We start from the raw sequence: 24,278 nt of genomic DNA on the forward strand, positions 1-24,278 counted from the left end.
GGCGCAAGCCGTCGGCTGGACGCGCGCTAGACCCCGATGCCGCGGGCTTTCAGCGCCTCCGTGATCTCGTCGAGAATGACGGGATCGTCGATGGTCGCCGGCATCTTCCACTCCTCGCGGTCGGCGATCTTCTGCATCGTGCCGCGCAGGATCTTGCCGGAGCGGGTCTTGGGCAGGCGCTTGATGGTGACCACCATCTTGAAGGCGGCGACCGGGCCGATGCGGTCGCGGACGAGGCCGACGACCTCCTTCTCGATGATGCCGGTGTCGCGGGCGACGCCGGAATTCAGCACGATGAAGCCGCAAGGGATCTGGCCCTTCATGGCGTCGGCGATGCCGATGACGGCGCATTCGGCGACATCGGGGTGTTCGGCGACGACCTCCTCCATGCCGCCGGTCGACAGGCGGTGGCCGGCGACGTTGATGATGTCGTCGGTGCGGGCCATGATGAACAGGTAGCCCTCGTCGTCGATGTAGCCGGCGTCTGCCGTCTTGTAGTAGCCGGGGAACTCGGCGAGGTAGGCGTTGAAGAAGCGCTCGTCGGCGTGCCACAGCGTCGGCAGGCAGCCGGGCGGCAAGGGCAGCTTGATCACGACATTGCCGAGCGTTGAGCGCGGCACCTCATGGCCGGCATCGTCGAGCACACGCACGTCGTAGCCGGGCATCGGCACGCAGGGCGAGCCGTATTTGACCGGCAGCAGCCCAAGCCCGACCGGGTTCTGGCTGATCGGGTGGCCGGTCTCGGTCTGCCACCAATGGTCGATGACCGGGACCTTGAGCTTGTTTTCGGCCCACTTGATGGTTTCGGGGTCGGCGCGCTCGCCGGCGAGGAACAGGGTGCGGAATTTCGTGAGGTCATATTGCGGCACGAAGAGCCCTTGCGGGTCTTCCTTCTTGATGGCGCGGAAGGCGGTGGGCGCGGTGAACAAAGCGACGACCCCGTGTTCCGAAATGACACGCCAGAATGTGCCAGCATCGGGCGTGCCGACCGGCTTGCCCTCAAACAGGATGGTGGTGGCACCATGTAGCAGCGGGGCATAGACGATGTAGGAATGGCCGACGACCCAGCCGACGTCGGACGCTGCCCAGAAGACCTCGCCCGGCTTGACGCCGAATTCGTTTTCCATCGACCATTTGAGCGCGACCATGTGGCCGCCATTGTCGCGCACCACGCCCTTGGGCTGGCCCGTGGTGCCCGAGGTGTAGAGCACGTAGAGCGGGTCGGTGGCGGCGACGGAGACGCAGTCGACCTTGCGCCCGGCGGCCTTGGCGGCGCCGACAGTCTCGGCGTAATCGAGGTCGCGGCCGGCGACGAGATCACAGGTCAGCTGGGGTCGCTGCAGGATCACGCAGCTCTGCGGCTTGTGGCTGGCCAACTCGATGGCGCCGTCGAGCAGCGGCTTGTAGGCAACGACGCGGCCCGGCTCGATGCCGCAGGAGGCCGAGATGATCAGCCTGGGCGTGGCGTCGTCGATGCGGGTGGCGAGTTCCTTGGCGGCAAAGCCGCCGAACACCACCGAATGGATGGCGCCGAGGCGGGCGCAAGCGAGCATGGCGAAGGCCGCTTCGGCGACCATCGGCATGTAGATGATGACGCGGTCACCCTTGCCGACGCCCTGGTCGGTGAGCACGGCGGCGAGCGCATTGACCTCGGCGAGCAGGCCGGCATAGGTGAACTTCTGCTGCGTGCCGGTGATCGGGCTGTCGTGGATCAGGGCGACCTGCTCGGCGCGACCGGATGCGACATGGCGGTCGAGCGCGTTGTAGCAGGTGTTGCACTCGGCTCCCGTGAACCACTGGCCATAGACACCGCGCTTGGCATCGAAGACCTTGTCCCACGGCTTGAACCAGTCGATCGCCCTTGCCGCCTCGGCCCAGAACCCCTCGGGGTCGCTGGCCCAACCGTCATAGACCTCGTGATAGCGAGATGGCATGGCGTCTCCTTCCCAGGACAGTGGCCCTTGAGGGCGTCTTTGTTGGCTCGTCTTGTACCCGCCGGGCCGCTGCGGCGTCCATTTGACCTTGGTTTAAGAGCCTGTCCACAAACCCGTTTTTTCCAGGCGTTTCGGTGCAAGGCCGCTGTTCCCAAACTGTAGCGCGCCGGCACAGTGTAGCAGATCGGGTCGCGGGCTTTGACAGGGGCGCGCGAAGTTGATCAAAGGCAGCATGTCGAAGGCGCTGTCGCTCATCATCCTGGCCATCATGGCGATCCAGCTGCTCAAGCCGCTCGGCCTGCCGGGGCTCAGGCAGCGGCGCGATTTCTGGAAGCTGGCGGTGCTGGCGCTGGCGGCGATTTCGATCACCGCGCTGCTCGGGCACTAGATTCAGGTGATGCCGGCCTGCAAATGGCTGATACCTGCGCTTCGCTCCGTTCCGGTTCTCGGAATCCACCATTTTCGGCGCGGCCTGACCTCTCGACGCGCGTTAGAAGGCAGGCGCCAGGCCCTGCCACGAAATATGCGCGCCGAGCAGTGCCAATCCGGCAAAGAACCAGCGCCGGAAGGTTTCCGCTTCGACGTGGCTGCGCAGCCAGCCGCCCAGCCACATGCCGGTCAGGGCTGGAACGATCGCCACAGCTGACATGCCGATCGACTGGAGCGGAATGGCATCGTTCGACCACAAGCCGATGCCGAGGGCCACAGTGGAAACGGTGAAGGACAGCCCCAGCGCCTGGACGAGATCGTCGCGGCCAAGGCCCAGTCCGCCGAGATAGGGCACCGCCGGAATGACGAAAACGCCGGTGGCGCCGGTCATGATGCCGGTAAGCGCGCCGATAACAGGGCCGGCCCAGGGCTCGCTCCGGCGCGGCACCGACATGCTGAGCTTGAGCAGGCCAAGCACTGCATAGACCAGCAGCACCAGCCCGAGCCCCGCGGTGACGATGGCGGTGTAGCTGCTGGTGAGCAGGCCGGTGGAGGCGAGGGTTGCGGCAAACACCGCTGTCATCATCGGCCACAGGCGCCGCACCAGCGCGGCGACGCCGGGGCCGGCGAGCAATTGCCAGATGTTGGTGACAAAGGAGGGCAGGAGCAGGATGGCGGCGGCCTCGGCCGGCAGCATGACGAGGCCAAGCAATCCCATCGCCACCGTGGGCAGGCCGAGCCCGACCACGCCCTTGACCAGTCCGGCAAGGACAAAGACGACACCGATGATGAGGACAAGCTGTTCCGGCATGTCGGCCAGCATGCAATGTTGGCGCGCCGGCGGGCAAGCGGCCACCGACGTGCAACGCCTGGGGGCAGAACAAGAGCTCGCCGGAGGGAAACCCCTTCCCCACCCCGGCGAGCCCCACCTGATTTGAGACAAATCAGGCTCCGGCTACCGCCGGCAAGACATGCCATGCATGACGCGTGCCAGCGGTTTCTGTGCCGGAATGGGACAAAGATGCGACGAGGTCGCCCTTGTTGGAATGGCTGTCTGTGGTGCATTCTTGTCGAATGCCCGCCGGCCGAAAAATGAAGGCTGACAATGACAGATGATGGCGTCGTGGCCCTTGGAACCTGACTCTACGATGGGCATGTCCCAACCGCGGTGAAAATCGTCCGCCAACCTTGCCGGCGAGGATCGGGAGATCACGAAGATCCGCCGTCCATTCGCGATGGCAGCGATCTGCCGTGCTTTGTCGCGTGGTGGCAGTCTCCCGGCGACCTGGCTGGTTTTCATGCTGCATCGGCGGAGCACGAAACCGTGGCAGATGCCATTGCTGCGGCGAATGCGCTGGTTCCGGGCATTTCGTGACAGAGATGAATTGTCGGCGAGATGGGTGACGACGAAGACCTCAGGCGCAGGCTGGACCTGCTGGGCAGCCGGATCGACGTGCTCAAGGCATTGGAGGTCCAACGGCAGGCGCACCAGGCGGACAAGCCGCTGGTGCAGCGGCCGCCGACGCAATGGGTCGACCCGGCTTACCGCACCCGCGCGAGCCTCACCCCGCCAGAACGGGCAGCCGGCATGATCATTCTCATCGTCATGGCGTTGCTGCTGGAATGGCTCTGGCCGAAATGAGCTGAGTTCCTGTAGGAAACAGCAGCCGCGTTTGGTGGTATTTTGACACGTCCAGGATCGGGAGCGGGGGGGATGAATTCCCAGGGTGTTGCCAAGGTGCCCTTCGGGCCGACGACGGCTGCCGCCATCGTTCTGGCGCTGATGATCTGCACGCTTGTCGCTTATTTCGTGACGGCCGCGTTGACCATCGCTGTCGGTCAGCTGCTGATGCTTGGCGATTGGATCACAGCGGGCGTGCGGCCGTCGCGCCACATCCAGATTTTTGCCGCCATGACCGGAGCTGCCGCGAGCGGGTTTGCCGGCGTCTGGGTGGCGCGGGTGGTCTGCGATTTCGCCTTCGCAGCCTACCTGCCGCGCGCGGTGTTTTATGCCTTGGCCGTGCTGGCCGTGGCCGGACTGGGCAAGATCTGGCATGCGGGCTCCCTGAGCGAAAGTGGTGTGCTGCTTTCCCAACTCGTTGCGACCGTTGTCGCTGCCTTCATCTGGTTCTGGCCCGACCGTTCGCCGGTTACCATCGGCAACGGCATCGTCGATTCCGACTGACCGGGAGGCGCGGCCCGGTGCGTTGCCAGGCCGCGCCATCAGTGACCAGATTGCTGGGGCCGAGTTGCTGGACTTGCCGGCAGCTGGCCGCTACGACAGCCTGATGAAGCAGAACAATCTCTACCTGATCATCGGCGTACTTGTTGCCGCCGTCATTGGCCTCGGCATCTATGTCTACCGTGAAGAGACCAAGCCCAAGGGCGTCGAGCTGCGTATCGACGAAACAGGCATTTCGGTCCAGGAAAAGTAATCGCCGCCTGGCTACTTCTTGTTGACGCCGGCCACCGCGAGATTGGTCAGCTTGCTGTTGGCGGCCTTTTCCTCGTCGAGGATCTCGCTCAGCAATTTGTGCGCCTCGTCGTGGCCGAGAACCTTGGCCCACTCCCTGAGCGAACCGTAGCGGGCGATCTCGTAGTGCTCGACGGCCTGGGCCGCCGCCAGCAGGCCGGCATTCAGCGCCGTTCCTGACGTTTCCTCGATCAGGCCGGCGCTTTCCTTCAGCAGGCCCTCGATGGCGTCGCACTTCTCGCCTTCAGGCTTGAGGCCGACTGATGAAAACACCTTCTTCAGGATCTGGACGTGACCCTTGGTCTCCTCCAGATGGTCGTCGAACGCCTGCTTGAGCTTGCTGTCGGTGACCGCCTTGGACACACCAGGCAGTGCCTTGGCGATGGCATTTTCGGCGTAATAGATGTCGTGCAAGGTGTGTTCGAACAGTTCGGCAAGGGTCTTCATGATCTCTTTCCTCTGCGTTGGTGTGGGGGAGTAAGCGATGGGCGGCACAAAGGTTCCTGCCTGTTTGGCCCCATGGCGATGGGCGCTGCACCCGCCCTACGCGAGCAAGATGTCCATTGCTGCCGCCCCGGCTTGATGGAATGATGGGCCATGGCGAGATTGACGAACACGGCTCCGAACCGGGTGTTGGCTGTCGATACGACAGTGGTGAATGACGAGCCGCTGCTGGCGCTGCTCAACCTCGAGACCGATGACGGGGCCGTCGAGCTTGCGATCAACCGGACAATGGCCGAGTTGCTCGTCGATCAGCTGCTGACCCTGCTCGGATACGACGAAGAAGAGTGACGGGCGCGCTCGCCCCAGCACTGCTTTGCCGTTTTCAACGGCTGCAATGGAACGCTCTGCCGCATCAGGGGTTGTCTCATGGCGAGACAAAGGTGGAGCCCGCAATGTATGAGCTTTTGCAAAATCTGCTGGTCACGGCCTGGTACGGTCAACCAGCCGGCGATGCCGACGAGGTGGCGCAGGAAGATGTGACAGCCGGCGGCGCCGGCGAACGCCTGCATCGCGATCTCGACGCCTGTTTCCAGGTGATCCACGAGCAGATCTCCGAGCGCAAGCAATGAGCGTCCGTGCCGCCGCGGCCGGCTCCAAGGCCCTGAAGCAAGCCGGCGTCTCCCGAAAGGAGCAAGCACCGTGAATGTCGCCAACCTGCAACTCGAAGGCCTGCTGATGGCCATCGCCACCATCAATCACATCCTGGTCCGCAAGGGCGTGCTGTCCGCCGAAGAGATCGACATCGCCTTGCGCAAGGCCGAAGCGAGCGAGACATCGGGAGAGCGCTCCGATGAGCTGTCGTCGTCGCATCGCGACGCCATCAACTTCCCGATCCGGCTGCTGCAGCTGGCCAACCAGTGCCAGCCGGAAGCCGACATTCCGTCGTTTTCGACCTTGGCCCGCATGGTCGGCCAGATGAAGGAACCGTATAACGACCAGATGTGAGCCTGCCTCAACCCTTTTGCCGCCGTGCCCCATGCCCCGCTGCCGCGATTGTTTTCAGATGGGGCGAGGTGAGGCGGCCTTGAGGGCAGAATGAAAATCCTTGTTTTCCAGCATCTCAGGGTCGAGCACAGCGGCATCTTCGCCGAGTTCTGGCGCGCGGCCGGGCATAGCGAGCACATCGTCGAGCTGGATGAAAGCGAGGCGATTCCCGATCTCGACGGCTTCGACATGCTGGCTGTCATGGGCGGGCCGATGGATGTCTGGCAGGAAGATGCCCATCCCTGGCTGAAACAGGAGAAAGCCGCGATCCGGCACTGGGTGCGCGAACTCAAGCGGCCCTATCTCGGCATCTGCCTCGGCCACCAGTTGCTGGCCGATGCGCTGGGCGGCAAGGTCGGGCTGATGTCGGCGCCCGAGGTCGGGCTTGCCAGCGTCGAGCTGACCGCGGCCGGCCGCGCCGACCGGCTGTTTGCCGGCGTCGATCCGGCGATCGAAACGCTGCAATGGCATGGCGCGGAGGTATCGGAGCTGCCGCAGGGTGGCGAAATCCTGGCCGCAAACGCCGCTTGCCCGATCCAGGCGATGCGTGTCGGCCAAAACGCCTATGGCTTCCAGTATCACATGGAGATCACCGGACGCACCGTTGGCGACTGGTCGCAGATATCCGAATACGCCGCGAGTCTCGAGCAAGCGCTGGGGGCTGACGAGGCCGGGCGGCTGGCGCAGATTGTCGCGCCGCATCTGCCGGCTTTTCGTGCGACCGCGCAACGTATCAACGACAATTTCTTCGCTGCCATAAGCCGCTGAGACGCGGCCTGTCTTTGTCTTTGATGTCGGCACGGCAACATCGTGCGCCGACATGTCTTGTTGTGTTCCGGGGCATATCGCCCTAGAGCCTGTTCCACCCTATGAGCGTGATCTTTTCCAAAAACCGGTTTTTACCGTTCGCTAGACGGACCTTGGGTTTGGGATCATGCTCTACGCAGGCATGAACCAGAAAAGGACACTGCATGCCCAGACCGACAAATTATAATCAGGAACGCAGAGACCGCGATCGCGCCAAGGCGATGAAAAAGGCCGACAAGCTCGCCGCCAAGGCCGAAGCCAAGGAACGCGGCAAGTCTGAAGGCGAGGTCGAAGCGACCCCTGAGGCGGAAACCGAGCTTTAAGGCGAGTTGCGCCCGACGGGGGCGGACAAAGACGCTGTGACCCCCGGAGGCATCGTGCCGTGCCGAAGATCGTTTTCGATCTTCGGGCCGATGCGCCGGGGTCAGTCCTTGTCGTTGACGAAGACGTTGACTTCGCGTGCCGCGGCGATGAAGGCACGCCGCGCGGCCATCACAGGCTTTTCGCCCGACATCGCATCCGAGCATGCCTGAAGCGCTGCGCGATGCTTGGGGCTGCGCTTGCCGGGCCAGCTGTTGAGCAGGAAGGCGGACGCCTCCTTGGCGGTGCGCAGGAGTAGCGGGGTGCCGGCCGGATCGGCCTTCACGGTGACGGGAGTTTCAAACCTGACGTTTTCCATCGCCGCTCATACGCCAAACCGGCCAGGGAAGCGAGCCGCATAACGTCTCACGGTTGAAGAGCGGGCAAGCTTGTGCTGCGTCGGCTCGACAGCCGGTGGCGATGCTCCCGGTTTGGCCTCTTGTGGGGCTGTGCCTACCGTGACAGATGAGGCGTCACGCTTCAAGAACCATGGTGGGGAAGAATGATCACCAAACGGATACTGCCTGCCATTGTTGGCCTGCTGGTCGCCAGCGCCGCGCCTGTACTCGCCGAGGGCGACCGCTACAGGGCCTTCAGCACCACCGCCGAGAGCATCACCGGCGACATTTCGATGGACGACTTCTCCATCACCTTCGCCAATGGCGAATCGCTGAAGTTCGCGGCCTTGCTGGGCGATCATTTCGTCGTCGACGGCAGCCGCGTGAATGCCTCCGTCTACAGCGTCGAGAATCCGGCCGACCCCGAACTGGAAAACGGCAACAGGCTGTGCGGCGCGGGTGACGTGACCTATCTCGCCAGCTGGAGCGGCGGCGAGGGCCTGACGATCGTTGCGGTGTTCACCGGCGACGAACCGCCCGAGAGCAGCGACGACATGTGCGCGTCGTATACCTATCAGGATTGAGCGGGCGGACGGCCTAGTTTCCTCGCTGTCGCTCGACATGTAGTGTAAGTAGTCGTTGGTCAGCGATTGAGCTTGGGAGGGCAATGTGACGCGCAGGACACCTGTCTGGCTGTTGTTATTGTGCGGTGCCGTGGTGTTTGGCAGCACATACAGCGCTACGTCGACCGAGAAGTTCCCCGTGTCTTGGCGCAAGACGATGACGAACGATCCGGCTACGAATTTTTACCTTACCAAATTCACAGCCGACTTGGGGGACCCGCTCCAAACCGCTGCCAGGAATTTCGTCATTGCGCGGCTTGTCGGATCCTTCTGCCAAGGCGCCAAGATCGCGAAGCCAAAGCTTGTGAAGTACCTCGCCAGTGCAGGCATGGACGATGCGTCAGTTGCTGCTCAGCGTGCAGCATATGACGGTGTTCGGATGACGTTCAGCCAGTTCGACTATCGCGAACTCGCGCATCTATGTGCCGGCGTCGAATACATGTTCGGATCAGAGGGGAAACTGATTGCCGGCGTCGGCAAGCCCGGAAAAGGTGAGCCTCGGGACGCCTATGATCCATTGAACCTGTATTTGAGCGTCGAGACGCTCATTCCTCGTCCTTGAGCTCCTTTGCTGCATTGCCGATCTATGCGGCGCTGGAGAAACAAAAAAAGCCCCGGATCGCTCCGGGGCTTTTCATTTTCGTGCCTGAAGGCTTGGCTTACGCCGCCTTTTCCAGCGCCTGTTGCCACTGGCCGAGTGCAGCCAGGTGGTTCATGTGGGCGCGGTGGGTGAAGGCGGCCTGGCCGGCGCCGAGGTTTTCAACCTTGCCCGACCATGCCTTCTGCGGTGCTGCCTGCAGCGCGCGGCCGTAGGAGAAGGTCAGCTTCCACGGATGCGGGCCGATCGCGTTGATGGCGTTGAGGTTGGCGGTTGCCTCCTCGTCGGACTGGCCGCCCGACAGGAAGGCGATGCCCGGGACCGCAGCCGGAACCGTTTCGCGGAACAGCTTGATGGTCTTTTCGGCGATTTCCTCGGCGCTGGCCTGCCTGGCGGCCTTCTTGCCCGAGATGACCATGTTCGGCTTGAGGATGGTGCCTTCGAGCTTGACGCGGGCGGCGTAGAGCTCGTCATAAAGCTTGACCAATGTCGCCTTGGTGACGTCGTAGCAGGTGTCGATGTCGTGGGCGCCGTCCATCAATACTTCCGGCTCGACGATCGGCACGATGCCGGCTTCCTGGCACAGCGCCGCATAACGGGCCAGCGCATGGGTGTTGGCGGCGATCGAATATGCCGAAGGCACGCTGCGGGTGGTGTCGATGTCGATCACACCGCGCCATTTGGCGAAACGCGCGCCAAGCTTGTAGTACTCGGCCAGACGTTCGCGCAGGCCATCGAGGCCTTCGGTGATGGTGTCGCCGGGGAAGTTGACGATGCCCTTGGCGCCGGCGTCGACCTTGATGCCGGGGATGGCGCCTGATGCCTTGATCAGCTCGACCAGCGGGGTGCCGTCGGCGGCGTTCTGGCGAATGGTCTCGTCGTAGAGGATGACGCCGGAGATGTATTTGGTCATCGCCTCCTTGGTGCGGAACATCATCTCGCGGTAATCGCGGCGGCTGTCGGCCGTCGACTCGACGCCGATCACGTCGAAACGCTTCTTGATGGTGCCGGAGCTTTCGTCCGCAGCCAGAATGCCCTTGCCGTTCGCCACCATGGCGACGGCGATGTCTTCGAGACGTTCGCTCATACAAGTACCTCCTGATCAGATGCCGGGCGCATAGCAGATGGTTTTCCCGAACGGAATGCCGACAACAAGCCTATAACCGATTGAAATTATTTCAATCGTTTTAGCTTGCGGGCAAGACCAGTGGGCAATTGACCAGTGCCTGAACTTAAGGAATTGCGTGTAGATGAAAGTACATGCTTGGGCGGATGCCGACCTGGTCATTCGGCCCGCGCGGATGCGCCTCCACGGACGGGGCCATGGTCGCTTGCCTATCTATTATATCAGCCAGTGCTAAAATAATGACCCTCGCCATGCGCCGATGCGTATGATGATGGGCGTATGACGATGATGGGAGGAAGCCATGGCTGATGGCGGAATGAACGTCACGAAATTCGAGTTCAAGTCCCACAACGAACCTGACGAGGTGCGGACGCCCGACAAGACCCGCGTCGAAGTGGTGCGGCTTGCCGGTTTCACGCTCGGCCGGCTCAATATGGAGCCGGGCTGGAGATGGTCCGAATGCGTCAAGCCGGTGGTCAAGACCGACAGCTGCCAGGTCTCGCATGTCGGCTATGTCGTCTCGGGAACCCTGACCGTCAGGCTGAATGACGGGACCCAGAAGACACTCAAGCAAGGTGCGTCCTACACCATTCCGCCGGGCCACGATGCCTGGGTCGAAGGCAACGAACGCTTTGTCTGCATCGAGGTGATGAGCGCCGAGCAGTACGCCAAGCCGGCGTAGCGCAAGGTCAGGGCGGGGGTGCAGTCACGACATTGACGGGGAACCGACAGTGCCCTACGCCGGTCTGCTCGCAAACCGCCTCTCCCCCACTTGATGAGGGAGAGGAAACGCTCGCTCGGCGTCAGGCCTTGAGCACTTCCACACCAGGCAGTGCCTTGCCTTCCATCCATTCGAGGAAGGCGCCGCCGGCGGTCGAGACGTAAGAGAAGTCGTCGGCAACACCGGCGTGGTTGAGGGCTGCCACCGTGTCGCCGCCACCGGCGACCGAGACGAGCTTGCCTGTCTTGGTGCGGGCGGCCGCATGCTGGGCGGCCGAGACGGTCGCCTTGTCGAAAGGCTCGATCTCGAAGGCGCCGAGCGGACCGTTCCAGACCAGCGTCGACGCACGGTCGATCCACTCATTGATGGTGGCGACGGTCTTCGGACCGACGTCAAGGATCATGGCATCTTCAGGCACCGCATCGATGGCGACGACCTCGTTGGCTGCTCCCGCCTTGAACTCGCGGGCGATGACGCCGTCCGACGGCAGGATGATGGCGCAGCCGGACTGTGCCGCCTCGATCATGATCTGCTTGGCGGTGGCGGCAAGGTCGTGCTCGCACAGCGACTTGCCGACGTCGGTGCCGCGCGCGGCCAGGAAGGTGTTGGCCATGCCGCCGCCGATGACCAGCGCGTCGACCTTCTTCACCAGGTTCATCAACAGGTCGATCTTGGTCGAGACCTTGGCGCCGCCGACGATGGCGACGACCGGCTTGACCGGGTTGCCCAAGCCCTTTTCCAGCGCCTCGAGCTCGGCCTGCATGGTGCGGCCGGCAAAAGCGGGCAGCTTGTGGGCAAGGCCTTCGGTCGAGGCATGTGCCCGATGGGCGGCGGAGAAAGCGTCGTTGACGAAGATGTCGCCATTGGCGGCGAGCTGCTCGACAAAGGCCGGGTCGTTCTTCTCCTCGGCCTTGTAGAAGCGGGTGTTTTCAAGCAGCAAGATGTCGCCATCCTTCATCGCCGAAACGGCACCAGCCGCCTTTTCACCGATGCAATCGGCGGCAAAGCCGACCGGGCGGCCGATGACCTCGGCGGTTGCTGCGGCTATGGGGGCCAGCGACAGGGCCGGATCGGGACCGTCCTTGGGGCGGCCGAAATGGGCGAGCAGGATGACCTTGGCGCCCTTGCCGGAAAGCTCGGTGATGGTGGGCGCGATACGCTCGATGCGGGTCGCGTCGGAAACCTTGCCGTCGGCCATCGGCACGTTGAGGTCGACGCGGACCAGAACCCGCTTGCCGCTGACGTTGCCGATGGTGTCGAGAGTCCTGAAGCCGGCCATGGGGTTTCCCTTTCCTCATTGGGGGCGCGCATCGGGCTGCCGATACGCCGCGAGATCGCGCGGACCATAGCCAGCGCCGACGCGGATGCAAGGTTTGAGCGGGCTTGGGGGCGAAATTTTGCTGCCGCCGGAGCGGTGTCGACAAAGCTGGCCAGTTCCAGGGCAATGGCGGCGGGGACTTTGGCTTGCGGCTTGCCGGCTGCGGCGAGCCGACGATATAGGTGCAGGATGAATGACGTCGTATCCCGGCCTTACATGGCAGACGATTTTTCCGCCTGCCTGGCGATATTCGACAGCAACGTGCCAAGCTTCTTCGCGCCGGAAGAGCGCGCGGAGTTTTGCCAATTCCTGGGAAGCGTCAATGCCGAGGACCGGCCCTATCTCGTGCTTGTAAGCAAAGGCTCGGTGATCGCTTGTGGAGGGCTGGTTACCGAGACAGAGAAACGGCAAGCCGGTCTGGCATGGGGAATGGTCGACAGGGCTTTTCACGGACAGGGACTGGGAACCAGCCTGACGCAGGCCAGATTGGCGCTGGCGCGCGCAGACCCAGACATCGCCGAGCTGACGCTGGCTACAAGCCAGCACACGCGTGGTTTCTATGAGGGGTTCGGCTTCACCGTCTCGAAAGTCACGCCTGATGGTTTCGCAGCCGGGCTGGATCGCTGGGACATGACATTGCGCCTCACGTCAGCCTAGTCGGTCAAACCGGCCTTTCTTGCTGCCATTGCCGCGCGCAGTCCTTCACCCTCACGCGTCCTCGGGCAAGCCTTCCGAAGTTGTCGCCGGCCTCTCCTGCTTGGCGGATGCCTTGCCGCCAGACCGCCCGGCAAGGAAGCGCTTGATGCGGTCGCTGATTTCGCCGCCGCTGAGGAACACCGGCACTGGCGGTGGTGGCGGGGCGGGCTCGATCGACAGGCCGACCGACATGATGCGGCCCTTTTCGTCGACGTCGCGGACGATCAGGTCGATCAGGCCGAGCGAGACGCGGTCGGCATATTCGACATGGCCGCGCAACCGCTGCTTGATCAGGTCGGCGATGGTGAGCTTGAGCTCCTCGTCCTTCACCGACGCGCCATAGATGGCGACGAGCTCGCCGGCGAGGTGGGTCTGGTCGACGGTGAAGGCGCCGAAGAAATCCTCGTCCTCGGCATGGACCTCGGCACGGGAGGCAAACAGCCTGTCGAGCAGGCGCGGGTAGCGGTCGGGCACGAAGATGTAGACGTTGTCGCCGGCCTGCAGGCGGCCCATGTCCTGGAAACGCATCGAGCGGCCGTCGCGCACGACCAGCGAAGGCCGGGCCCAGCGCGGGATACGCTGGCCCTTGGCGACCGGCGAGCCCGGCACGACACGGTAGGCAAGCAGTTCGTGATGCGCCGAGCCGGGCAGTTCGAGTTCGACCTTGTCGAGCGGGCCGAAGCGCTGCGGCACGATGAGGCCGAGGCGGCGGGCGAGCGGGCCGACGGTCCAGCCTTGGACCACCAGCGACGACAAAACGATGATGAAGGCGATGTTGAAGATTTCGCGGCCGTTTTCGAGCCCGCCAAGCAGCGGCGTGATGGCAAGCAGGATGGAGACGGCACCACGCAGGCCGACCCAAGAGATGAAGGCGGTTTCCTGGCGCGGGAACTTGAACGGGATCAGGCACAGCCACACCGCGATGGGCCTGGCGACGAACATCAGGAAGAAGCCGAGCAGCAGCGCCGACAAAACGATCTCGGGAAACTGCGACGGCGTGGCAAACAGGCCGAGCACCAAAAACATGATGATCTGGGCGAGCCAGGACATGCCGTCCTGGAAACGCTTGAGCGTCGACACCGCGCGGATGTCGGAATTGCCGGCGACGAGGCCGGCGAGATAAACGGCTAGGAAGCCCGAGCCGCCGACGGCGCCGGCCGCGGCGAAGACCAGCAGCGACAGCGTCAGCACGAAGATCGGCAATAGGCCACGGTCGAGGTTGAGGCGCTCGACCAGCTTGACGATGAGGAAGCCGCCGAGCAGGCCGATGGCAGCACCCAGGATCATCTGGACGAAGAAGCCGACGACGAGGTCGACAAGCAGCAGGTCGGTGTCGGGCTTGGCGCCGAGCGCGATGATCTCGACCAGCGTGATGGTCAGGAAGATGGCGATCGGGTCGTTGGTGCCGGACTCGATTTCAAGCGTCGAGCGCACGCGCTCGCGCAGATTGATGTTGCCGGCGCGCAGCAGGAAGAACACCGCGGCGGCATCGGTCGAGGCAACGGCGGCGCCGAGCAGGAAGGATTCGAGCCAGGTGAAGCCGGTGAGGTAATAGGCGGCGATGCCGAAGATCACCGTGGTGATGCCGACGCCGATGGTTGCGAGCGTGAGCGCGGGCAGGCCGGCCTGGCGCAACACGCCGACAGGCGTGCCAAAGCCGGAATCGAACAGGATGACGGCAAGCGCGATGGCGCCGACGAAATAGGCGATGTGGGCATTGTCGAAGACGATGCCGAGGCCGTCGACGCCGGAGGCAAGGCCGATGCCGAGGAACAGCAGCAGCAAGGGGGCGCCGAAGCGGAAGGCGATCAGGCTCGAAAACGCCGCCGCTACGACCAGCGCGGTGCCTACCAGCGTGATGAGATATACCGCCTGTTCCATCCCCGACCCGTCTGCGAACCACCTGTTAGCTGCGTCGGTTGAGAGTGCGGCGAAGAAAAGGCCATGTGCAAGCAAGAATGGATTTTTGCCGGCTTGGGCCTGTGCATGACCCCGATAATCGAACCGATTTTCGGAAAGGATCATGCACAAAATCAATGTGTTACAGCGTCCTTTGCGCGTCCAAGAGGACGCGCGGCGCTGTAAGAAATTTTTCTTGCATTGCAGCAAAAACGAAAACGCCCGGCCGAAGCCGGGCGTTGAAGAATGGATGAGGCAGGCCCGATCAGCCGATGGTCTTGCCCATCACGACGGCCGTGTCGGCCATGCGGTTGGAGAAGCCCCACTCGTTGTCGTACCAGGACATGACACGGACGAGGTTGCCCTCGATGACCTTGGTCTGGTCGAGCGCGAAGGTCGACGAGGCCGGGTTGTGGTTCAGGTCGATGGAGACCAGCGGCTCGTTGGTGTAGGCTAGGATGCCCTTGAGCGGACCGTCGGCTGCGGCGACGAGCACCGCGTTGACCTCTTCGACGGTGACGTTCCTCTTGGCCACGAACTTGAAGTCGATGCACGAGACGTTCGGGGTCGGTACGCGGATCGAGACGCCGTCGAGCTTGCCCTTGAGTTCCGGCAGCACCAGGCCGACGGCCTTGGCCGCACCGGTCGAGGTCGGGATCATCGACATCGCCGCTGCACGGGCGCGGTAGAGATCCTTGTGCATGGTGTCGAGGGTCGGCTGGTCGCCGGTGTAGGCATGGATCGTGGTCATGAAGCCCTTGTCGATGCCGAAGGCATTGTTGAGGACCATGGCGACGGGGGCCAGGCAGTTGGTGGTGCAGGACGCATTCGAGATGACGATGTGGTCCCTGGTGATCTTGTCGTGGTTGACGCCGTAAACCACGGTCAGGTCGGCACCGTCGGCAGGCGCCGAGACGATGACGCGCTTGGCGCCGGCGGTCAGATGCGCCGAGGCCTTGTCCTTGGAGGTGAAGATGCCGGTGCATTCGAGCGCGATGTCGACGCCGAGTTCCTTCCACGGCAGCTGCGACGGATCCTTGATCGCGGTGACCTTGAACTTGTCGGTGCCGATGTTGATGGAATCGCCTTCGACCTTCACTTCGTGCGGGAAGCGGCCATGCACGCTGTCGTAGCGCAGCAGGTGGGCATTGGTCTCGACCGGGCCGAGATCGTTGATGGCAACGACGTCGATGTCCTTGCGGCCCGACTCATAGATGGCACGCACGATGTTGCGGCCGATGCGGCCGAAACCATTGATGGCAACTCTAACGGTCATGTCTGATCCTCCTGGGGAACGTCTTAAGCCTGAAGCCGAGCCTTGGCAGCCTGGGCGGCGGCCTCGGCGGTGATGCCGAAATGCTTGTAGAGGTCTTCGATCGGGGCGCTGGCGCCGAAGCCGTGCATGCCGACGAAGACGCCGTCGGTGCCGATGAAGCTGTCCCAGCCCATGCGGATGCCGGCCTCGATGGCGACCTTGACCTTGGCGTTGCCGATCATCGCCTTGCGGTATTCGGGGCTCTGCTTTTCGAACAGCTCGAATGCCGGCACCGAAACGACGCGGGTCGGGTGGCCGGCGTCCTGCAAAAGCTTGCGGGCTCCGAGCGCGATCTCGACCTCGGAGCCGGTGGCGAAGATGGTGACTTCGGCATCGCCGTTGGCGGTGGCAAGTTCATAGGCGCCGTAGCCGCAGAGGTTTTCCTCGACATATTCGGTGCGCACCGCCGGCAGGTTCTGGCGGGTGAGTGCCAGCGTCGATGGCGTCGTGCGGTTTTCAAGCGTCAGCTGCCAGCACTCGGCGGCTTCCATGGCATCAGCCGGGCGGAAGACGATGTGGTTGGGGATGGCGCGCAGTGCCGCCAGGTGCTCGACCGGCTGGTGGGTCGGGCCATCTTCGCCGAGACCGATCGAATCGTGGGTCATGACGAAGCCGACGCGGATGCCCATCAGCGAGGCCAGGCGCATCGCCGGGCGGGCATAGTCGGAGAAGCACAGGAAGGTGCCGGAGTAGGGGATGACGCCGCCATGCAGCGCCATGCCGTTCATGGCAGCGCACATGCCGAGTTCGCGGATGCCGTAGTGGACGAAACGCTGGCCATAGTCTTCAGCCGAGATCGGCTTGGTCTGGCTGGTCTTGGTGTTGTTGGAGCCGGTCAGATCGGCCGAGCCGCCGATGGTCTCGGGCACCACGCCGTTGATGACCTCGAGCGCCATTTCCGACGATTTGCGGGTCGCGACCTTCGGCTTGTCGGCGGCGAGCTTCTTCTTGTAGTCGGCGATCGTGGCGTCGAAATTGGCCGGCAGGTCGCCGCGCATGCGGCGCTCGAACTCGGCGCGGATTTCGGTCTCGGTCTCGCCGAGGCGCTTTTCCCACTCATTGCGCTTCTTGGCCGAGTTGAGGCCGGCGAGGCGCCATGCGTCGAGGATGTCGGAGGGGATCTCGAAAGCAGGGTATTCCCAGCCGAGCGCCTTGCGGGTGGCTTCGATTTCGGCAGCACCGAGCGGCGAACCATGGACCTTGTTGGTACCGGCCTTGGCCGGCGAGCCAAAGCCGATGGTGGTCTTGGCAGCGATCAGCGTCGGGCGGTCGGAGCGCTTGGCGGCCTCGATGGCGCCGGCGATCGCTTCGGGATCATGGCCGTCGATGGCCAGCGTGTTCCAGCCGGAGGCGGCGAAACGGGCGAGCTGGTCGGTCGAGTCGGCAAGCGAGATCGGGCCGTCGATGGAGATGTTGTTGTGGTCCCAGAAAACGATCAGCTTGTTGAGCTTGAGGTGACCGGCAAAAGACAACGCTTCCTGCGAGATGCCTTCCATCAGGCAGCCGTCGCCGGCGAGCACGTAGGTGTAGTGGTCGACGAGCTTGTCGCCGAACTGGGCATTCATGATGCGTTCGGCGAGCGCCATGCCGACAGCATTGGCGAGGCCCTGGCCGAGCGGGCCGGTGGTCGTCTCGATGCCGGCGGCGTGGCCGTATTCGGGATGGCCGGCGGTCTTGGAACCGAGCTGGCGGAAATTCTTGATCTGCTCGATGGTCATGTCCTCGTAGCCCGAGAGATAGAGCAGCGAGTAGAGCAGCATCGAGCCGTGGCCGGCGGACAGCACGAAGCGGTCGCGGTCATGCCAATGCGGGTTGGCCGGGTCATGCTTGAGGAAGCGGGTGTAGAGTACGGTGGCGATGTCGGCGGCGCCCATCGGCAGGCCGGGATGGCCAGAGTTGGCCTTCTCGACCGCATCCATGGACAGAAAGCGGATCGCGTTGGCCATCCGGTCGTGTTTTTCGCGCGAGGACATCGTCCCTCCCATAAGCCGTGGAACTGGGGCCGATGGGAGCCCCGGAAAAGTGCGCGACACATAGCAGGCACAGGGCTTGAGTCAATAAATCGGTGCGTTTTCGCAGCCGCATTGCGGCGCCAAGTCACGCCCTGGCCGCTTTGGTGTGTCCAGTCGGAGACGGTTAGTGGGGGAAAGACAAAACAGCTTTGTTGACGCCTCCTTCAACCGGTGCCTAATGTTTCCTTGATAACGCGTTCTGAAACGTGCGCGATTCGGTGATGGGCGAGGGTCTACGGGAGCCATGACCGGGGATACGACACTCAGGGAAGTCATTGGCCGGCTCGGCAGGGCGATCGATACGCTTGAGGGCGCGGTCGCCGCACGGCTGGAACATGAGCAGGACTACGGCGAAGCCGAAGCCGAGGTCCAGCGCATGAATGCCGACCGGGCGCGCCTCGCGCAGGAGCTCGACAATTCCGAAGCCCGCGCCGAACGGCTGGAAGAAGCCAACAAGGAAGTCTCGCGGCGGCTCGTGACCGCCATGGAGACGATCCGCGCCGTGCTGGACAGGTAGGATGGAGATGGCGCAAGTCACGGTTACCATCGACGGCAAGCAATACCGCATGGCCTGCGACGAGGGGCAGGAAGAGCACCTCATCGATCTCGCCAGCCGCTTCGACCGCTACGTGCTGCACCTCAAGGACTCATTCGGCGAAATCGGCGACCAGCGCCTGACCGTGATGGCCGGCATCATGGTGATGGATGAGCTGTCGGAGTTGCAGAAGCGCGTCAAGGGCATGGAAACTGAGGTCCTGACGCTGCGCAAGACGCGCGACGACGCGCTGACCAAGGCCGACAAGAACGACGCCGCGCTGACCGGTGCGCTGGGCTCGCTGGCCGAGCGCATGGAACAGCTGGCGTTGAGCCTGACGAAGAAAGTTTAGGGACGGGCTCAGGGTTGAGTAGCGACCACAACGGTTGGCGTTGTCCTGATCGCTTGCCGGCATAGCTACCGGCGGCTGACACCCGCCTGCGGCGACAATCTGGCTCCCTCAAAGTCTCTCGACCGTCACGGCATGGATCCCCGGGATCGCCGCTGCTCGCTACGCTCGCGCTTCGACTGAGGATGACGGAAACCATTGGGCGCTCGCTAATTGCCAACGTTCGCGATTGGCGGAGACGCCCCTATCTCGTCATCCTCGTGCCTGTAGCGGCGGAGCCGCGAAGGGTCACGGGGATCCATGCCTCGATCTTGCCAATTCGCTGACGACGAAATGTGAGGCTGCCTTAGCCAACCGTGTATCCTCGGCGGGTGGCTTGTGCTGGATTGGCGGTCGGCTAGATTCCCGACATGGCTCGCAAGGGGTACGTCTATATTCTGGCGTCTCAGAAGAATGGTACGCTTTACACCGGCGTAACGTCCGATCTTGCAGGACGGCTCCTCCAGCATCAGACCGGCACAGGGTCGAAATTTGCGGCGCGTTATGGCGCAGTGCGTCTCGCATGGTTCGACGAATACGACTTGGTCGTTGATGCCATCGCGCAGGAGAAGACGATCAAGAAGTGGCCGCGCCAATGGAAGATCAATCTGATCGAGGCGCGAAATCCCGACTGGAACGACATTTCGTGGCATCTGCTTTAGAGCCGGGCGAGGGCGACAGTTGGAAAGCAAGCTGGCGCCGTGGCCGATTTCGCAACCGTCGCGGCATGGATCCCCGGGATCTCCACCGCTCGCTACGCTCGCGCTCCGACCCGAGGATGACGGAAGCTTTGGTGCCAGTGCCAATCGCCAACGTTGGTGATTGGCGGTGTCACACCCACCTCCGTCATCCTCGTGCCCGAAGCGGCGAAGCCGCGAAGGGCCACGAGGATTCATGCCGTGGCCGCTGATCTGACGGTGCTGATTTGAGTTGGCAGGCAGGGCCGATGGCGTGCTCGTTGCCAAAACGAAAAACGCCGCCAAAACGAAAAACGCGCCGGTTTTGCCGGCGCGTTTTCTGTTTGGTGACGCTGTCAGTCTCAGGCGTCGATGGTGCGGAGCGCCTGGGCCTGCTTCTTGGCTGCGGCCTTGACCGCATCCTGGACCTTTTCGAAAGCGCGGACCTCGATCTGGCGGACACGCTCGCGGGAGATGTCGAACTCGGCCGAAAGCTCTTCCAGCGTCAGCGGCTCGTCGGAAAGACGGCGCGCCTCGAAGATGCGCTTCTCGCGGTCGTTGAGCACCGACATGGCGCTCGCCAGCATGCCGCGGCGGTTGTCGAGCTCGTCCTGCTCGATGAGCATGGTTTCCTGGCTGTCATGGTCGTCGACAAGCCAGTCCTGCCACTCGCCCGACTCGCCTTCGCTGGCGCGGATCGGTGCGTTGAGCGAGGCGTCGCCGGACAGGCGGCGGTTCATCGACACCACCTCGGCCTCGGAGACGTTGAGGCGGGTGGCGATCTCGGTGATGTGCTCGGGCTTCAGGTCGCCATCGTCGAGCGCTTGGATCTTGCCCTTGACCTTGCGCAGGTTGAAGAACAGGCGCTTCTGGTTGGCGGTGGTGCCCATCTTGACCAGCGACCACGAGCGCAGGATGTACTCCTGGATCGAGGCCTTGATCCACCACATGGCGTAAGTGGCGAGACGGAAACCACGCTCCGGCTCGAATTTCTTGACGGCCTGCATCAGGCCGACATTGCCTTCCGAGATGACCTCGCCGATGGGCAAGCCATAACCGCGATAGCCCATGGCGATCTTGGCCACGAGACGCAGGTGGCTGGTGACCAGCTTGTGGGCGGCAGAGGTGTCTTCATGCTCGTTGTACCGCTTGGCGAGCATGTACTCTTCCTGCGGCTGGAGCATCGGAAAGCGGCGGATTTCTTCCAGGTAGCGGCTGAGGCCGCCTTCGCCGGAAACGATACTGGGTAGTGACTGGGCCATAAAGCGCCCTCCCTCTTCACGAGAAATGCTCCCTGATCCTGGCGAGCATGTGGCGCGGCTGCCGAATGCCTGTCGCGCCATGGGGTCTTATACAGGAACAAAACCAGAAAAGACACGATTTGTTCAACGCGAAACAGAGTGTCACGCCTAAGTGAACAATACGAGTCAGGTTTTCTGATCGAAGGTTCAGAGATTGCGAAAGCCTTCGACCAATTCCCCCATGTCGCGAGGCAAGGACGCCTCGAACCGCATGATCAGATGGGTAGCCGGATGGCGAAATGCAAGGAGCCTCGCGTGCAAGGCCTGGCGCGGAAACGCCTTGACGTTCGACTTCAGCGGCTCGGGCAAGCGGTTCGACTTGGTGCGGAAAGCCTGGCCGTAATCGGGATCGCCCAGCACCGGATGGCCGATATGGGCCATGTGGACGCGGATCTGGTGGGTGCGGCCGGTTTCCAGCCGGCATTCGACCAGGCTGGCGGCGGCAAATTCGCCTTGCTCGGAGCCGAAACGCTCCAGCACGGTGAAATGGGTGATGGCGTGGCGGGCGTCGTCGCGGTGCTCTGGCACCACGGCGCGGCGGACACGGTCGGCATGGCGGCCGAGCGCGGCATCGATGGTCCCGGTCATGCGCTGCGGGAAGCCCCAGACAAGCGCGTCATAGGCACGTTCGAGGTCGCCGGTGCGGCCGTGGTCGGCGAAGGCCTCCGACAGCGACTTGTGGGCGCGGTCGGTCTTGGCGACGACCATGACGCCGGAGGTTTCCTTGTCGAGGCGGTGGACGATGCCCGGCCGCTTGACGCCGCCAATGCCCGACAGGCTGTCGCCGCAATGATGGATCAGCGCGTTGACCAGCGTGCCGGTCCAATTGCCGGCACCTGGATGGACGACAAGGCCGGCCGGCTTGTTGATGACGATCAGCTCGTCGTCCTCGTAGAGGATGTCGAGCGGGATCGCCTCGCCTTCGGGATCGGCTGGTTCGGGTTCGGGCATGTCGATGGCGATCTGGTCGCCCGCGGCGAGCTTGCGCTTGGCTTCGCCGACGACATTGCCGGCAATGCGCACAGCACCTTGCTTGATCAGTGCCTGGACGCGGCTGCGCGACAGATCGGGCGCGAGGCGGCCGGCCAGCCACTGGTCGAGCCGCACACCTGCGGCATCGGCGTCGGCCTCGAGCACTATCAAAGTGCCTGTCGCTTCGCTATCTGATGCGCTCATAACAATTGTTCCGGAAGTTTTGACATGTCTCGGCCCGCCATCGAAGAAGAAGACAAGCCGCTCGACCCGTCGGTTGAGCGCGTCCGCAGGAAACTGGTCCGCTTCTTCATCATCAATATAGGGCTGTTGTTCATCGCCCTTATGGCTGTCCTCGGCGGCGTTGTCTACAAATCGCGGACGCCGGAGGCATCTGCACCGGTGGCGAGCGGCGACATCCAGGTGCCGGCCGGCTCCCAGATCAGCGGCGAGATCGTGTTGCCGGTGGGCGCCAAGGTCATGTCGCAGGCGCTGTCGGGCAACCGCATCTCGATCGACGCCGAACTCGTCGACGGCAGCCGGACCATCTTCCTCTACGACATCGCCGAAAGGCGCCTGATCGGCCAGTTCCAGGTGCGCAACAAGTGAGCGGCTTTGCCGCTTCGGGGCGTCGTGTCGCGACCGTCTCGGTCGTCGTCGCCGACTACGACCAGGCGATCGCCTGGTATGTCGACAAGCTTGGCTTCGTGCTAACCGAAGACGTCGACCTCGGCGGCGGCAAGCGCTGGGTGACGGTCGCGCCCGGCGGTGGCCAGGGCGCGAGGCTTTTGCTCGCCAGGGCGGATGGCGAGAGCCAGCTGGCTGCCATCGGCAACCAGACCGGCGGCCGCGTCTTCCTGTTTCTCGAGACCGACGATTTTGCCCGCGACCATGCGCTGATGCTGGCCAACGGCGTCGAGTTCCGCGAAGCGCCGCGCCACGAGGCCTACGGCACCGTCGCTGTTTTTGTCGATCTGTGCGGAAACCTGTGGGATCTGCTCGAACCGAAGCGTTGATGCCGCTGCGGTAGCAAGGCCGGGCGCAAATAACGCCTTTGGGCCTGTTGCTTTTTCGAAACCGCCAGCCTATATCGCCGATCTCGGCTGCGCCCATCGTCTAGCGGTCAGGACACCGCCCTCTCACGGCGGGAACAGGGGTTCGATTCCCCTTGGGCGTACCAGCGATTTCAGGCACTTAGCCGAGCCTCGGCAAAACTCATCAAATAACAGTCAAATAAGTCCCCCGAGCGACCGCTTTTTGGTCGCTTCGAGCGCCTTGCCGACTCTTGCCGAGCGGTATCCCTGACGGCATCATCAGCGGTGTCTTCGCGGGGGGCGAACTACATGGCATGGCGCAAAGGCTTTTTCGTGTCTGGTAGTCGTCTCGTTGGTCTGGGTAATTTTCGTTGCCCTGATCACCTACGAGGGCCTAGCGAATCCGTATTTCGGCACCTGTATGACCAGGACATGACGCCTAGCGAATTTCTTAATAGCGGCAACCGAAAAGAACAGCGCGTGTTCAGGTCTGAGCTAGCTTCGCTAGTCGCGAAATTGAGGTTCAAAGAAGAGGTATTGGAGGGCCAGCAGGTTGGCCGACGCCTGCCTGATATTGGAAATCAACGGCGGAGGCGCAGGAGTCCGCTTGGCACATCCCAAGTCATGAACGGAGTTCGAGCAATGCACATATCAACCGCGTTACTGGCTGCCAGCATCTTCATGGCTCCTTTCAGCGCCAGAGCTGAAGAGCTTCATTCATATTTTCATGCAGCTGAGGATGGTTCCAGCGGGACACTGACAATCAGCCCGTGCACAGGCGAGGAAGTGTCCGAGTGCGTATCCCAAACCCTGCAATGTACCGCGCGTGTATGGCCCCGGCTCCAGTTTACATTGATCACCGGCCCCATTGAAAAGGTAGCGAGGACCATGATTCTCGGTACGGACGGCCAGCCGCGCGGCTCAGTAAAACTAGCGGGAGGCGTATCGATAGATCTGCAATTTTCGACCGTCCATTTGGATGCAAATGAACTGGACGGGGGATGGACACTGACAGCAGGCATTTCCGACGCGGCCCCGCTCCTTGACGTCATTACCGCCAAGAACGGAGAGGGCGCAGTCATCGCGCTAGGCGGAGAGACATTTCAACTTGCCCCGGAGAGAGGTGACGGAGCAAAACTGGTGCAGCTTAGGGACGCATGCCTGAAACTCAATTGAACATGGCGCGCAATTGACTAGATCCTACCAGTGAACTCGCTGCCCCCTATTTTCAGCC

The 24,278-nt window shown here is 63.0% G+C and carries 30 protein-coding genes and 1 tRNA gene; 20 read left to right on the top strand and 11 right to left on the bottom strand.

The annotated features are described in order from the left end of the window. Window positions 1–26 precede the first annotated feature (26 nt). A complete protein-coding gene (locus tag ACHMW7_RS07560) occupies window positions 27–1,934 on the bottom strand; it encodes a propionyl-CoA synthetase (protein WP_395449671.1) in 1,908 nt (635 codons plus the stop codon). 217 nt (window positions 1,935–2,151) lie between these two features. On the opposite strand from ACHMW7_RS07560, the gene ACHMW7_RS07565 reads away from it, so the two are divergent. Further along, the gene (locus ACHMW7_RS07565; protein WP_395451489.1) at window positions 2,152–2,322 is read left to right on the top strand and encodes a hypothetical protein; all 171 of its coding nucleotides are present in this window, start codon (window positions 2,152–2,154) and stop codon (window positions 2,320–2,322) included. A 102-nt stretch (window positions 2,323–2,424) separates the two neighbouring features. On the opposite strand, the gene ACHMW7_RS07570 is transcribed toward ACHMW7_RS07565, so the two are convergent. Next, window positions 2,425–3,186: a sulfite exporter TauE/SafE family protein gene (locus ACHMW7_RS07570; protein WP_395449672.1), complete on the bottom strand. Its 762-nt coding sequence runs from the start codon at window positions 3,184–3,186 to the stop codon at window positions 2,425–2,427. A gap of 573 nt (window positions 3,187–3,759) precedes the next feature. Between ACHMW7_RS07570 and ACHMW7_RS07575 the strand changes: the two genes are divergently transcribed. The 3 genes from ACHMW7_RS07575 (at window position 3,760) to ACHMW7_RS07585 (ending at window position 4,798) form a co-directional block, all read left to right on the top strand. Next, a complete protein-coding gene (locus tag ACHMW7_RS07575; RefSeq protein ID WP_395449673.1) occupies window positions 3,760–4,005 on the top strand; it encodes a hypothetical protein in 246 nt (81 codons plus the stop codon). A 72-nt stretch (window positions 4,006–4,077) separates the two neighbouring features. Further along, window positions 4,078–4,548 carry a hypothetical protein gene (locus ACHMW7_RS07580; RefSeq protein WP_395449674.1) on the top strand — a complete coding sequence of 157 codons (471 nt, stop codon included), beginning with the start codon at window positions 4,078–4,080 and terminating at the stop codon, window positions 4,546–4,548. Between the two features lie 64 nt (window positions 4,549–4,612). Beyond that, the gene (locus tag ACHMW7_RS07585; RefSeq protein ID WP_395451490.1) at window positions 4,613–4,798 is read left to right on the top strand and encodes a hypothetical protein; all 186 of its coding nucleotides are present in this window, start codon (window positions 4,613–4,615) and stop codon (window positions 4,796–4,798) included. A gap of 11 nt (window positions 4,799–4,809) precedes the next feature. On the opposite strand, the gene ACHMW7_RS07590 is transcribed toward ACHMW7_RS07585, so the two are convergent. Then, window positions 4,810–5,283, bottom strand: a complete 474-nt coding sequence (locus tag ACHMW7_RS07590; RefSeq protein ID WP_192314010.1) for a ferritin-like domain-containing protein — start codon at window positions 5,281–5,283, stop codon at window positions 4,810–4,812. 150 nt (window positions 5,284–5,433) lie between these two features. On the opposite strand from ACHMW7_RS07590, the gene ACHMW7_RS07595 reads away from it, so the two are divergent. The 5 genes from ACHMW7_RS07595 (at window position 5,434) to ACHMW7_RS07615 (ending at window position 7,454) form a co-directional block, all read left to right on the top strand. Beyond that, window positions 5,434–5,628 (top strand): hypothetical protein, encoded by a 195-nt coding sequence (locus ACHMW7_RS07595; protein WP_214391500.1) that lies wholly within the window; start codon window positions 5,434–5,436, stop codon window positions 5,626–5,628. Next, complete coding sequence (locus ACHMW7_RS07600; RefSeq protein WP_395449675.1) at window positions 5,625–5,909, top strand: hypothetical protein; 285 nt, start codon at window positions 5,625–5,627, stop codon at window positions 5,907–5,909. The genes ACHMW7_RS07595 and ACHMW7_RS07600 overlap by 4 nt, the downstream gene beginning before the upstream one ends. A gap of 70 nt (window positions 5,910–5,979) precedes the next feature. Then, complete coding sequence (locus tag ACHMW7_RS07605) at window positions 5,980–6,285, top strand: hypothetical protein (RefSeq protein WP_192314014.1); 306 nt, start codon at window positions 5,980–5,982, stop codon at window positions 6,283–6,285. A gap of 90 nt (window positions 6,286–6,375) precedes the next feature. Then, entirely contained in the window at window positions 6,376–7,092 is a 717-nt protein-coding gene (locus ACHMW7_RS07610; RefSeq protein ID WP_395449676.1) for a type 1 glutamine amidotransferase, read from the top strand. Window positions 7,093–7,295: 203 nt separating this feature from the next. Then, complete coding sequence (locus ACHMW7_RS07615) at window positions 7,296–7,454, top strand: hypothetical protein (protein ID WP_214391495.1); 159 nt, start codon at window positions 7,296–7,298, stop codon at window positions 7,452–7,454. Between the two features lie 101 nt (window positions 7,455–7,555). Here the strand turns inward: ACHMW7_RS07615 and ACHMW7_RS07620 are convergent, their stop codons facing one another. Next, entirely contained in the window at window positions 7,556–7,810 is a 255-nt protein-coding gene (locus tag ACHMW7_RS07620) for a DUF982 domain-containing protein (RefSeq protein WP_214391494.1), read from the bottom strand. Between the two features lie 183 nt (window positions 7,811–7,993). On the opposite strand from ACHMW7_RS07620, the gene ACHMW7_RS07625 reads away from it, so the two are divergent. Together ACHMW7_RS07625 and ACHMW7_RS07630 are read left to right on the top strand one after the other, a co-directional pair. Further along, window positions 7,994–8,413, top strand: a complete 420-nt coding sequence (locus ACHMW7_RS07625; protein ID WP_395449677.1) for a hypothetical protein — start codon at window positions 7,994–7,996, stop codon at window positions 8,411–8,413. Between the two features lie 85 nt (window positions 8,414–8,498). Further along, window positions 8,499–9,014, top strand: a complete 516-nt coding sequence (locus tag ACHMW7_RS07630; RefSeq protein WP_395449678.1) for a hypothetical protein — start codon at window positions 8,499–8,501, stop codon at window positions 9,012–9,014. A 97-nt stretch (window positions 9,015–9,111) separates the two neighbouring features. On the opposite strand, the gene ACHMW7_RS07635 is transcribed toward ACHMW7_RS07630, so the two are convergent. Beyond that, window positions 9,112–10,137: a class I fructose-bisphosphate aldolase gene (locus ACHMW7_RS07635; RefSeq protein WP_395449679.1), complete on the bottom strand. Its 1,026-nt coding sequence runs from the start codon at window positions 10,135–10,137 to the stop codon at window positions 9,112–9,114. 340 nt (window positions 10,138–10,477) lie between these two features. On the opposite strand from ACHMW7_RS07635, the gene ACHMW7_RS07640 reads away from it, so the two are divergent. Next, entirely contained in the window at window positions 10,478–10,858 is a 381-nt protein-coding gene (locus tag ACHMW7_RS07640) for a cupin domain-containing protein (RefSeq protein ID WP_332686102.1), read from the top strand. A gap of 121 nt (window positions 10,859–10,979) precedes the next feature. Here the strand turns inward: ACHMW7_RS07640 and ACHMW7_RS07645 are convergent, their stop codons facing one another. Further along, the gene (locus ACHMW7_RS07645) at window positions 10,980–12,176 is read right to left on the bottom strand and encodes a phosphoglycerate kinase (protein ID WP_395449680.1); all 1,197 of its coding nucleotides are present in this window, start codon (window positions 12,174–12,176) and stop codon (window positions 10,980–10,982) included. 228 nt (window positions 12,177–12,404) lie between these two features. Between ACHMW7_RS07645 and ACHMW7_RS07650 the strand changes: the two genes are divergently transcribed. After that, the gene (locus tag ACHMW7_RS07650; RefSeq protein WP_395449681.1) at window positions 12,405–12,872 is read left to right on the top strand and encodes a GNAT family N-acetyltransferase; all 468 of its coding nucleotides are present in this window, start codon (window positions 12,405–12,407) and stop codon (window positions 12,870–12,872) included. Window positions 12,873–12,923: 51 nt separating this feature from the next. On the opposite strand, the gene ACHMW7_RS07655 is transcribed toward ACHMW7_RS07650, so the two are convergent. The 3 genes from ACHMW7_RS07655 to tkt form a co-directional block, all read right to left on the bottom strand. Next, entirely contained in the window at window positions 12,924–14,792 is a 1,869-nt protein-coding gene (locus ACHMW7_RS07655; protein WP_395449682.1) for a potassium/proton antiporter, read from the bottom strand. A 283-nt stretch (window positions 14,793–15,075) separates the two neighbouring features. After that, on the bottom strand, window positions 15,076–16,086 hold the full coding sequence (gene gap / locus ACHMW7_RS07660) for a type I glyceraldehyde-3-phosphate dehydrogenase (RefSeq protein WP_395449683.1): 1,011 nt from the start codon (window positions 16,084–16,086) through the stop codon (window positions 15,076–15,078). Between the two features lie 23 nt (window positions 16,087–16,109). Beyond that, complete coding sequence (gene tkt / locus ACHMW7_RS07665) at window positions 16,110–18,098, bottom strand: transketolase (RefSeq protein ID WP_395449684.1); 1,989 nt, start codon at window positions 18,096–18,098, stop codon at window positions 16,110–16,112. 283 nt (window positions 18,099–18,381) lie between these two features. On the opposite strand from tkt, the gene ACHMW7_RS07670 reads away from it, so the two are divergent. The 3 genes from ACHMW7_RS07670 (at window position 18,382) to ACHMW7_RS07680 (ending at window position 19,722) form a co-directional block, all read left to right on the top strand. Continuing rightward, window positions 18,382–18,654, top strand: a complete 273-nt coding sequence (locus ACHMW7_RS07670; protein ID WP_395449685.1) for a DUF4164 domain-containing protein — start codon at window positions 18,382–18,384, stop codon at window positions 18,652–18,654. Window positions 18,655–18,661: 7 nt separating this feature from the next. Continuing rightward, window positions 18,662–19,024, top strand: a complete 363-nt coding sequence (locus ACHMW7_RS07675) for a cell division protein ZapA (protein WP_395449686.1) — start codon at window positions 18,662–18,664, stop codon at window positions 19,022–19,024. A gap of 407 nt (window positions 19,025–19,431) precedes the next feature. Next, the gene (locus ACHMW7_RS07680) at window positions 19,432–19,722 is read left to right on the top strand and encodes a GIY-YIG nuclease family protein (RefSeq protein ID WP_395449687.1); all 291 of its coding nucleotides are present in this window, start codon (window positions 19,432–19,434) and stop codon (window positions 19,720–19,722) included. Window positions 19,723–20,099: 377 nt separating this feature from the next. Here the strand turns inward: ACHMW7_RS07680 and rpoH are convergent, their stop codons facing one another. Together rpoH and ACHMW7_RS07690 are read right to left on the bottom strand one after the other, a co-directional pair. Continuing rightward, entirely contained in the window at window positions 20,100–20,999 is a 900-nt protein-coding gene (gene rpoH / locus ACHMW7_RS07685; protein ID WP_115730533.1) for an RNA polymerase sigma factor RpoH, read from the bottom strand. Window positions 21,000–21,185: 186 nt separating this feature from the next. Then, window positions 21,186–22,214 carry an RluA family pseudouridine synthase gene (locus ACHMW7_RS07690; RefSeq protein WP_395449688.1) on the bottom strand — a complete coding sequence of 343 codons (1,029 nt, stop codon included), beginning with the start codon at window positions 22,212–22,214 and terminating at the stop codon, window positions 21,186–21,188. A gap of 24 nt (window positions 22,215–22,238) precedes the next feature. Here ACHMW7_RS07690 and ACHMW7_RS07695 point away from each other — a divergent pair, with 24 nt between their 5' ends. The 4 genes from ACHMW7_RS07695 (at window position 22,239) to ACHMW7_RS07710 (ending at window position 24,220) form a co-directional block, all read left to right on the top strand. Beyond that, window positions 22,239–22,619, top strand: coding sequence for a fimbrial protein (locus ACHMW7_RS07695; protein ID WP_395449689.1), 381 nt, complete (start codon window positions 22,239–22,241; stop codon window positions 22,617–22,619). Further along, window positions 22,616–23,026, top strand: a complete 411-nt coding sequence (locus ACHMW7_RS07700; RefSeq protein WP_395449690.1) for a VOC family protein — start codon at window positions 22,616–22,618, stop codon at window positions 23,024–23,026. The genes ACHMW7_RS07695 and ACHMW7_RS07700 overlap by 4 nt, the downstream gene beginning before the upstream one ends. A gap of 89 nt (window positions 23,027–23,115) precedes the next feature. After that, window positions 23,116–23,190 (top strand) — tRNA-Glu (locus ACHMW7_RS07705). A 496-nt stretch (window positions 23,191–23,686) separates the two neighbouring features. Continuing rightward, window positions 23,687–24,220 carry a hypothetical protein gene (locus ACHMW7_RS07710; RefSeq protein ID WP_395449691.1) on the top strand — a complete coding sequence of 178 codons (534 nt, stop codon included), beginning with the start codon at window positions 23,687–23,689 and terminating at the stop codon, window positions 24,218–24,220. Window positions 24,221–24,278 lie beyond the last annotated feature (58 nt).

The organism is Aminobacter sp. UC22_36 (assembly GCF_044056035.1).
Classification (GTDB): domain Bacteria; phylum Pseudomonadota; class Alphaproteobacteria; order Rhizobiales; family Rhizobiaceae; genus Aminobacter.

Coding starts and splice junctions, on each gene's coding strand:
- ACHMW7_RS07575 (WP_395449673.1), top strand. CDS start 3,760: ATGGGTGACGACGAAGACCTCAGGCGCAGGCTGGACCTGCTGGGCAGC.
- ACHMW7_RS07640 (WP_332686102.1), top strand. CDS start 10,478: ATGGCTGATGGCGGAATGAACGTCACGAAATTCGAGTTCAAGTCCCAC.
- ACHMW7_RS07670 (WP_395449685.1), top strand. CDS start 18,382: ATGACCGGGGATACGACACTCAGGGAAGTCATTGGCCGGCTCGGCAGG.
- ACHMW7_RS07620 (WP_214391494.1), bottom strand. CDS start 7,810: ATGGAAAACGTCAGGTTTGAAACTCCCGTCACCGTGAAGGCCGATCCG.
- ACHMW7_RS07595 (WP_214391500.1), top strand. CDS start 5,434: ATGGCGAGATTGACGAACACGGCTCCGAACCGGGTGTTGGCTGTCGAT.
- ACHMW7_RS07560 (WP_395449671.1), bottom strand. CDS start 1,934: ATGCCATCTCGCTATCACGAGGTCTATGACGGTTGGGCCAGCGACCCC.
- ACHMW7_RS07570 (WP_395449672.1), bottom strand. CDS start 3,186: ATGCTGGCCGACATGCCGGAACAGCTTGTCCTCATCATCGGTGTCGTC.
- ACHMW7_RS07610 (WP_395449676.1), top strand. CDS start 6,376: ATGAAAATCCTTGTTTTCCAGCATCTCAGGGTCGAGCACAGCGGCATC.
- ACHMW7_RS07680 (WP_395449687.1), top strand. CDS start 19,432: ATGGCTCGCAAGGGGTACGTCTATATTCTGGCGTCTCAGAAGAATGGT.
- ACHMW7_RS07650 (WP_395449681.1), top strand. CDS start 12,405: ATGAATGACGTCGTATCCCGGCCTTACATGGCAGACGATTTTTCCGCC.
- ACHMW7_RS07615 (WP_214391495.1), top strand. CDS start 7,296: ATGCCCAGACCGACAAATTATAATCAGGAACGCAGAGACCGCGATCGC.
- ACHMW7_RS07675 (WP_395449686.1), top strand. CDS start 18,662: ATGGCGCAAGTCACGGTTACCATCGACGGCAAGCAATACCGCATGGCC.
- ACHMW7_RS07695 (WP_395449689.1), top strand. CDS start 22,239: ATGTCTCGGCCCGCCATCGAAGAAGAAGACAAGCCGCTCGACCCGTCG.
- ACHMW7_RS07625 (WP_395449677.1), top strand. CDS start 7,994: ATGATCACCAAACGGATACTGCCTGCCATTGTTGGCCTGCTGGTCGCC.
- ACHMW7_RS07710 (WP_395449691.1), top strand. CDS start 23,687: ATGCACATATCAACCGCGTTACTGGCTGCCAGCATCTTCATGGCTCCT.
- tkt (WP_395449684.1), bottom strand. CDS start 18,098: ATGTCCTCGCGCGAAAAACACGACCGGATGGCCAACGCGATCCGCTTT.
- gap (WP_395449683.1), bottom strand. CDS start 16,086: ATGACCGTTAGAGTTGCCATCAATGGTTTCGGCCGCATCGGCCGCAAC.
- ACHMW7_RS07580 (WP_395449674.1), top strand. CDS start 4,078: ATGAATTCCCAGGGTGTTGCCAAGGTGCCCTTCGGGCCGACGACGGCT.
- ACHMW7_RS07690 (WP_395449688.1), bottom strand. CDS start 22,214: ATGAGCGCATCAGATAGCGAAGCGACAGGCACTTTGATAGTGCTCGAG.
- ACHMW7_RS07645 (WP_395449680.1), bottom strand. CDS start 12,176: ATGGCCGGCTTCAGGACTCTCGACACCATCGGCAACGTCAGCGGCAAG.
- ACHMW7_RS07655 (WP_395449682.1), bottom strand. CDS start 14,792: ATGGAACAGGCGGTATATCTCATCACGCTGGTAGGCACCGCGCTGGTC.
- ACHMW7_RS07590 (WP_192314010.1), bottom strand. CDS start 5,283: ATGAAGACCCTTGCCGAACTGTTCGAACACACCTTGCACGACATCTAT.
- ACHMW7_RS07635 (WP_395449679.1), bottom strand. CDS start 10,137: ATGAGCGAACGTCTCGAAGACATCGCCGTCGCCATGGTGGCGAACGGC.
- rpoH (WP_115730533.1), bottom strand. CDS start 20,999: ATGGCCCAGTCACTACCCAGTATCGTTTCCGGCGAAGGCGGCCTCAGC.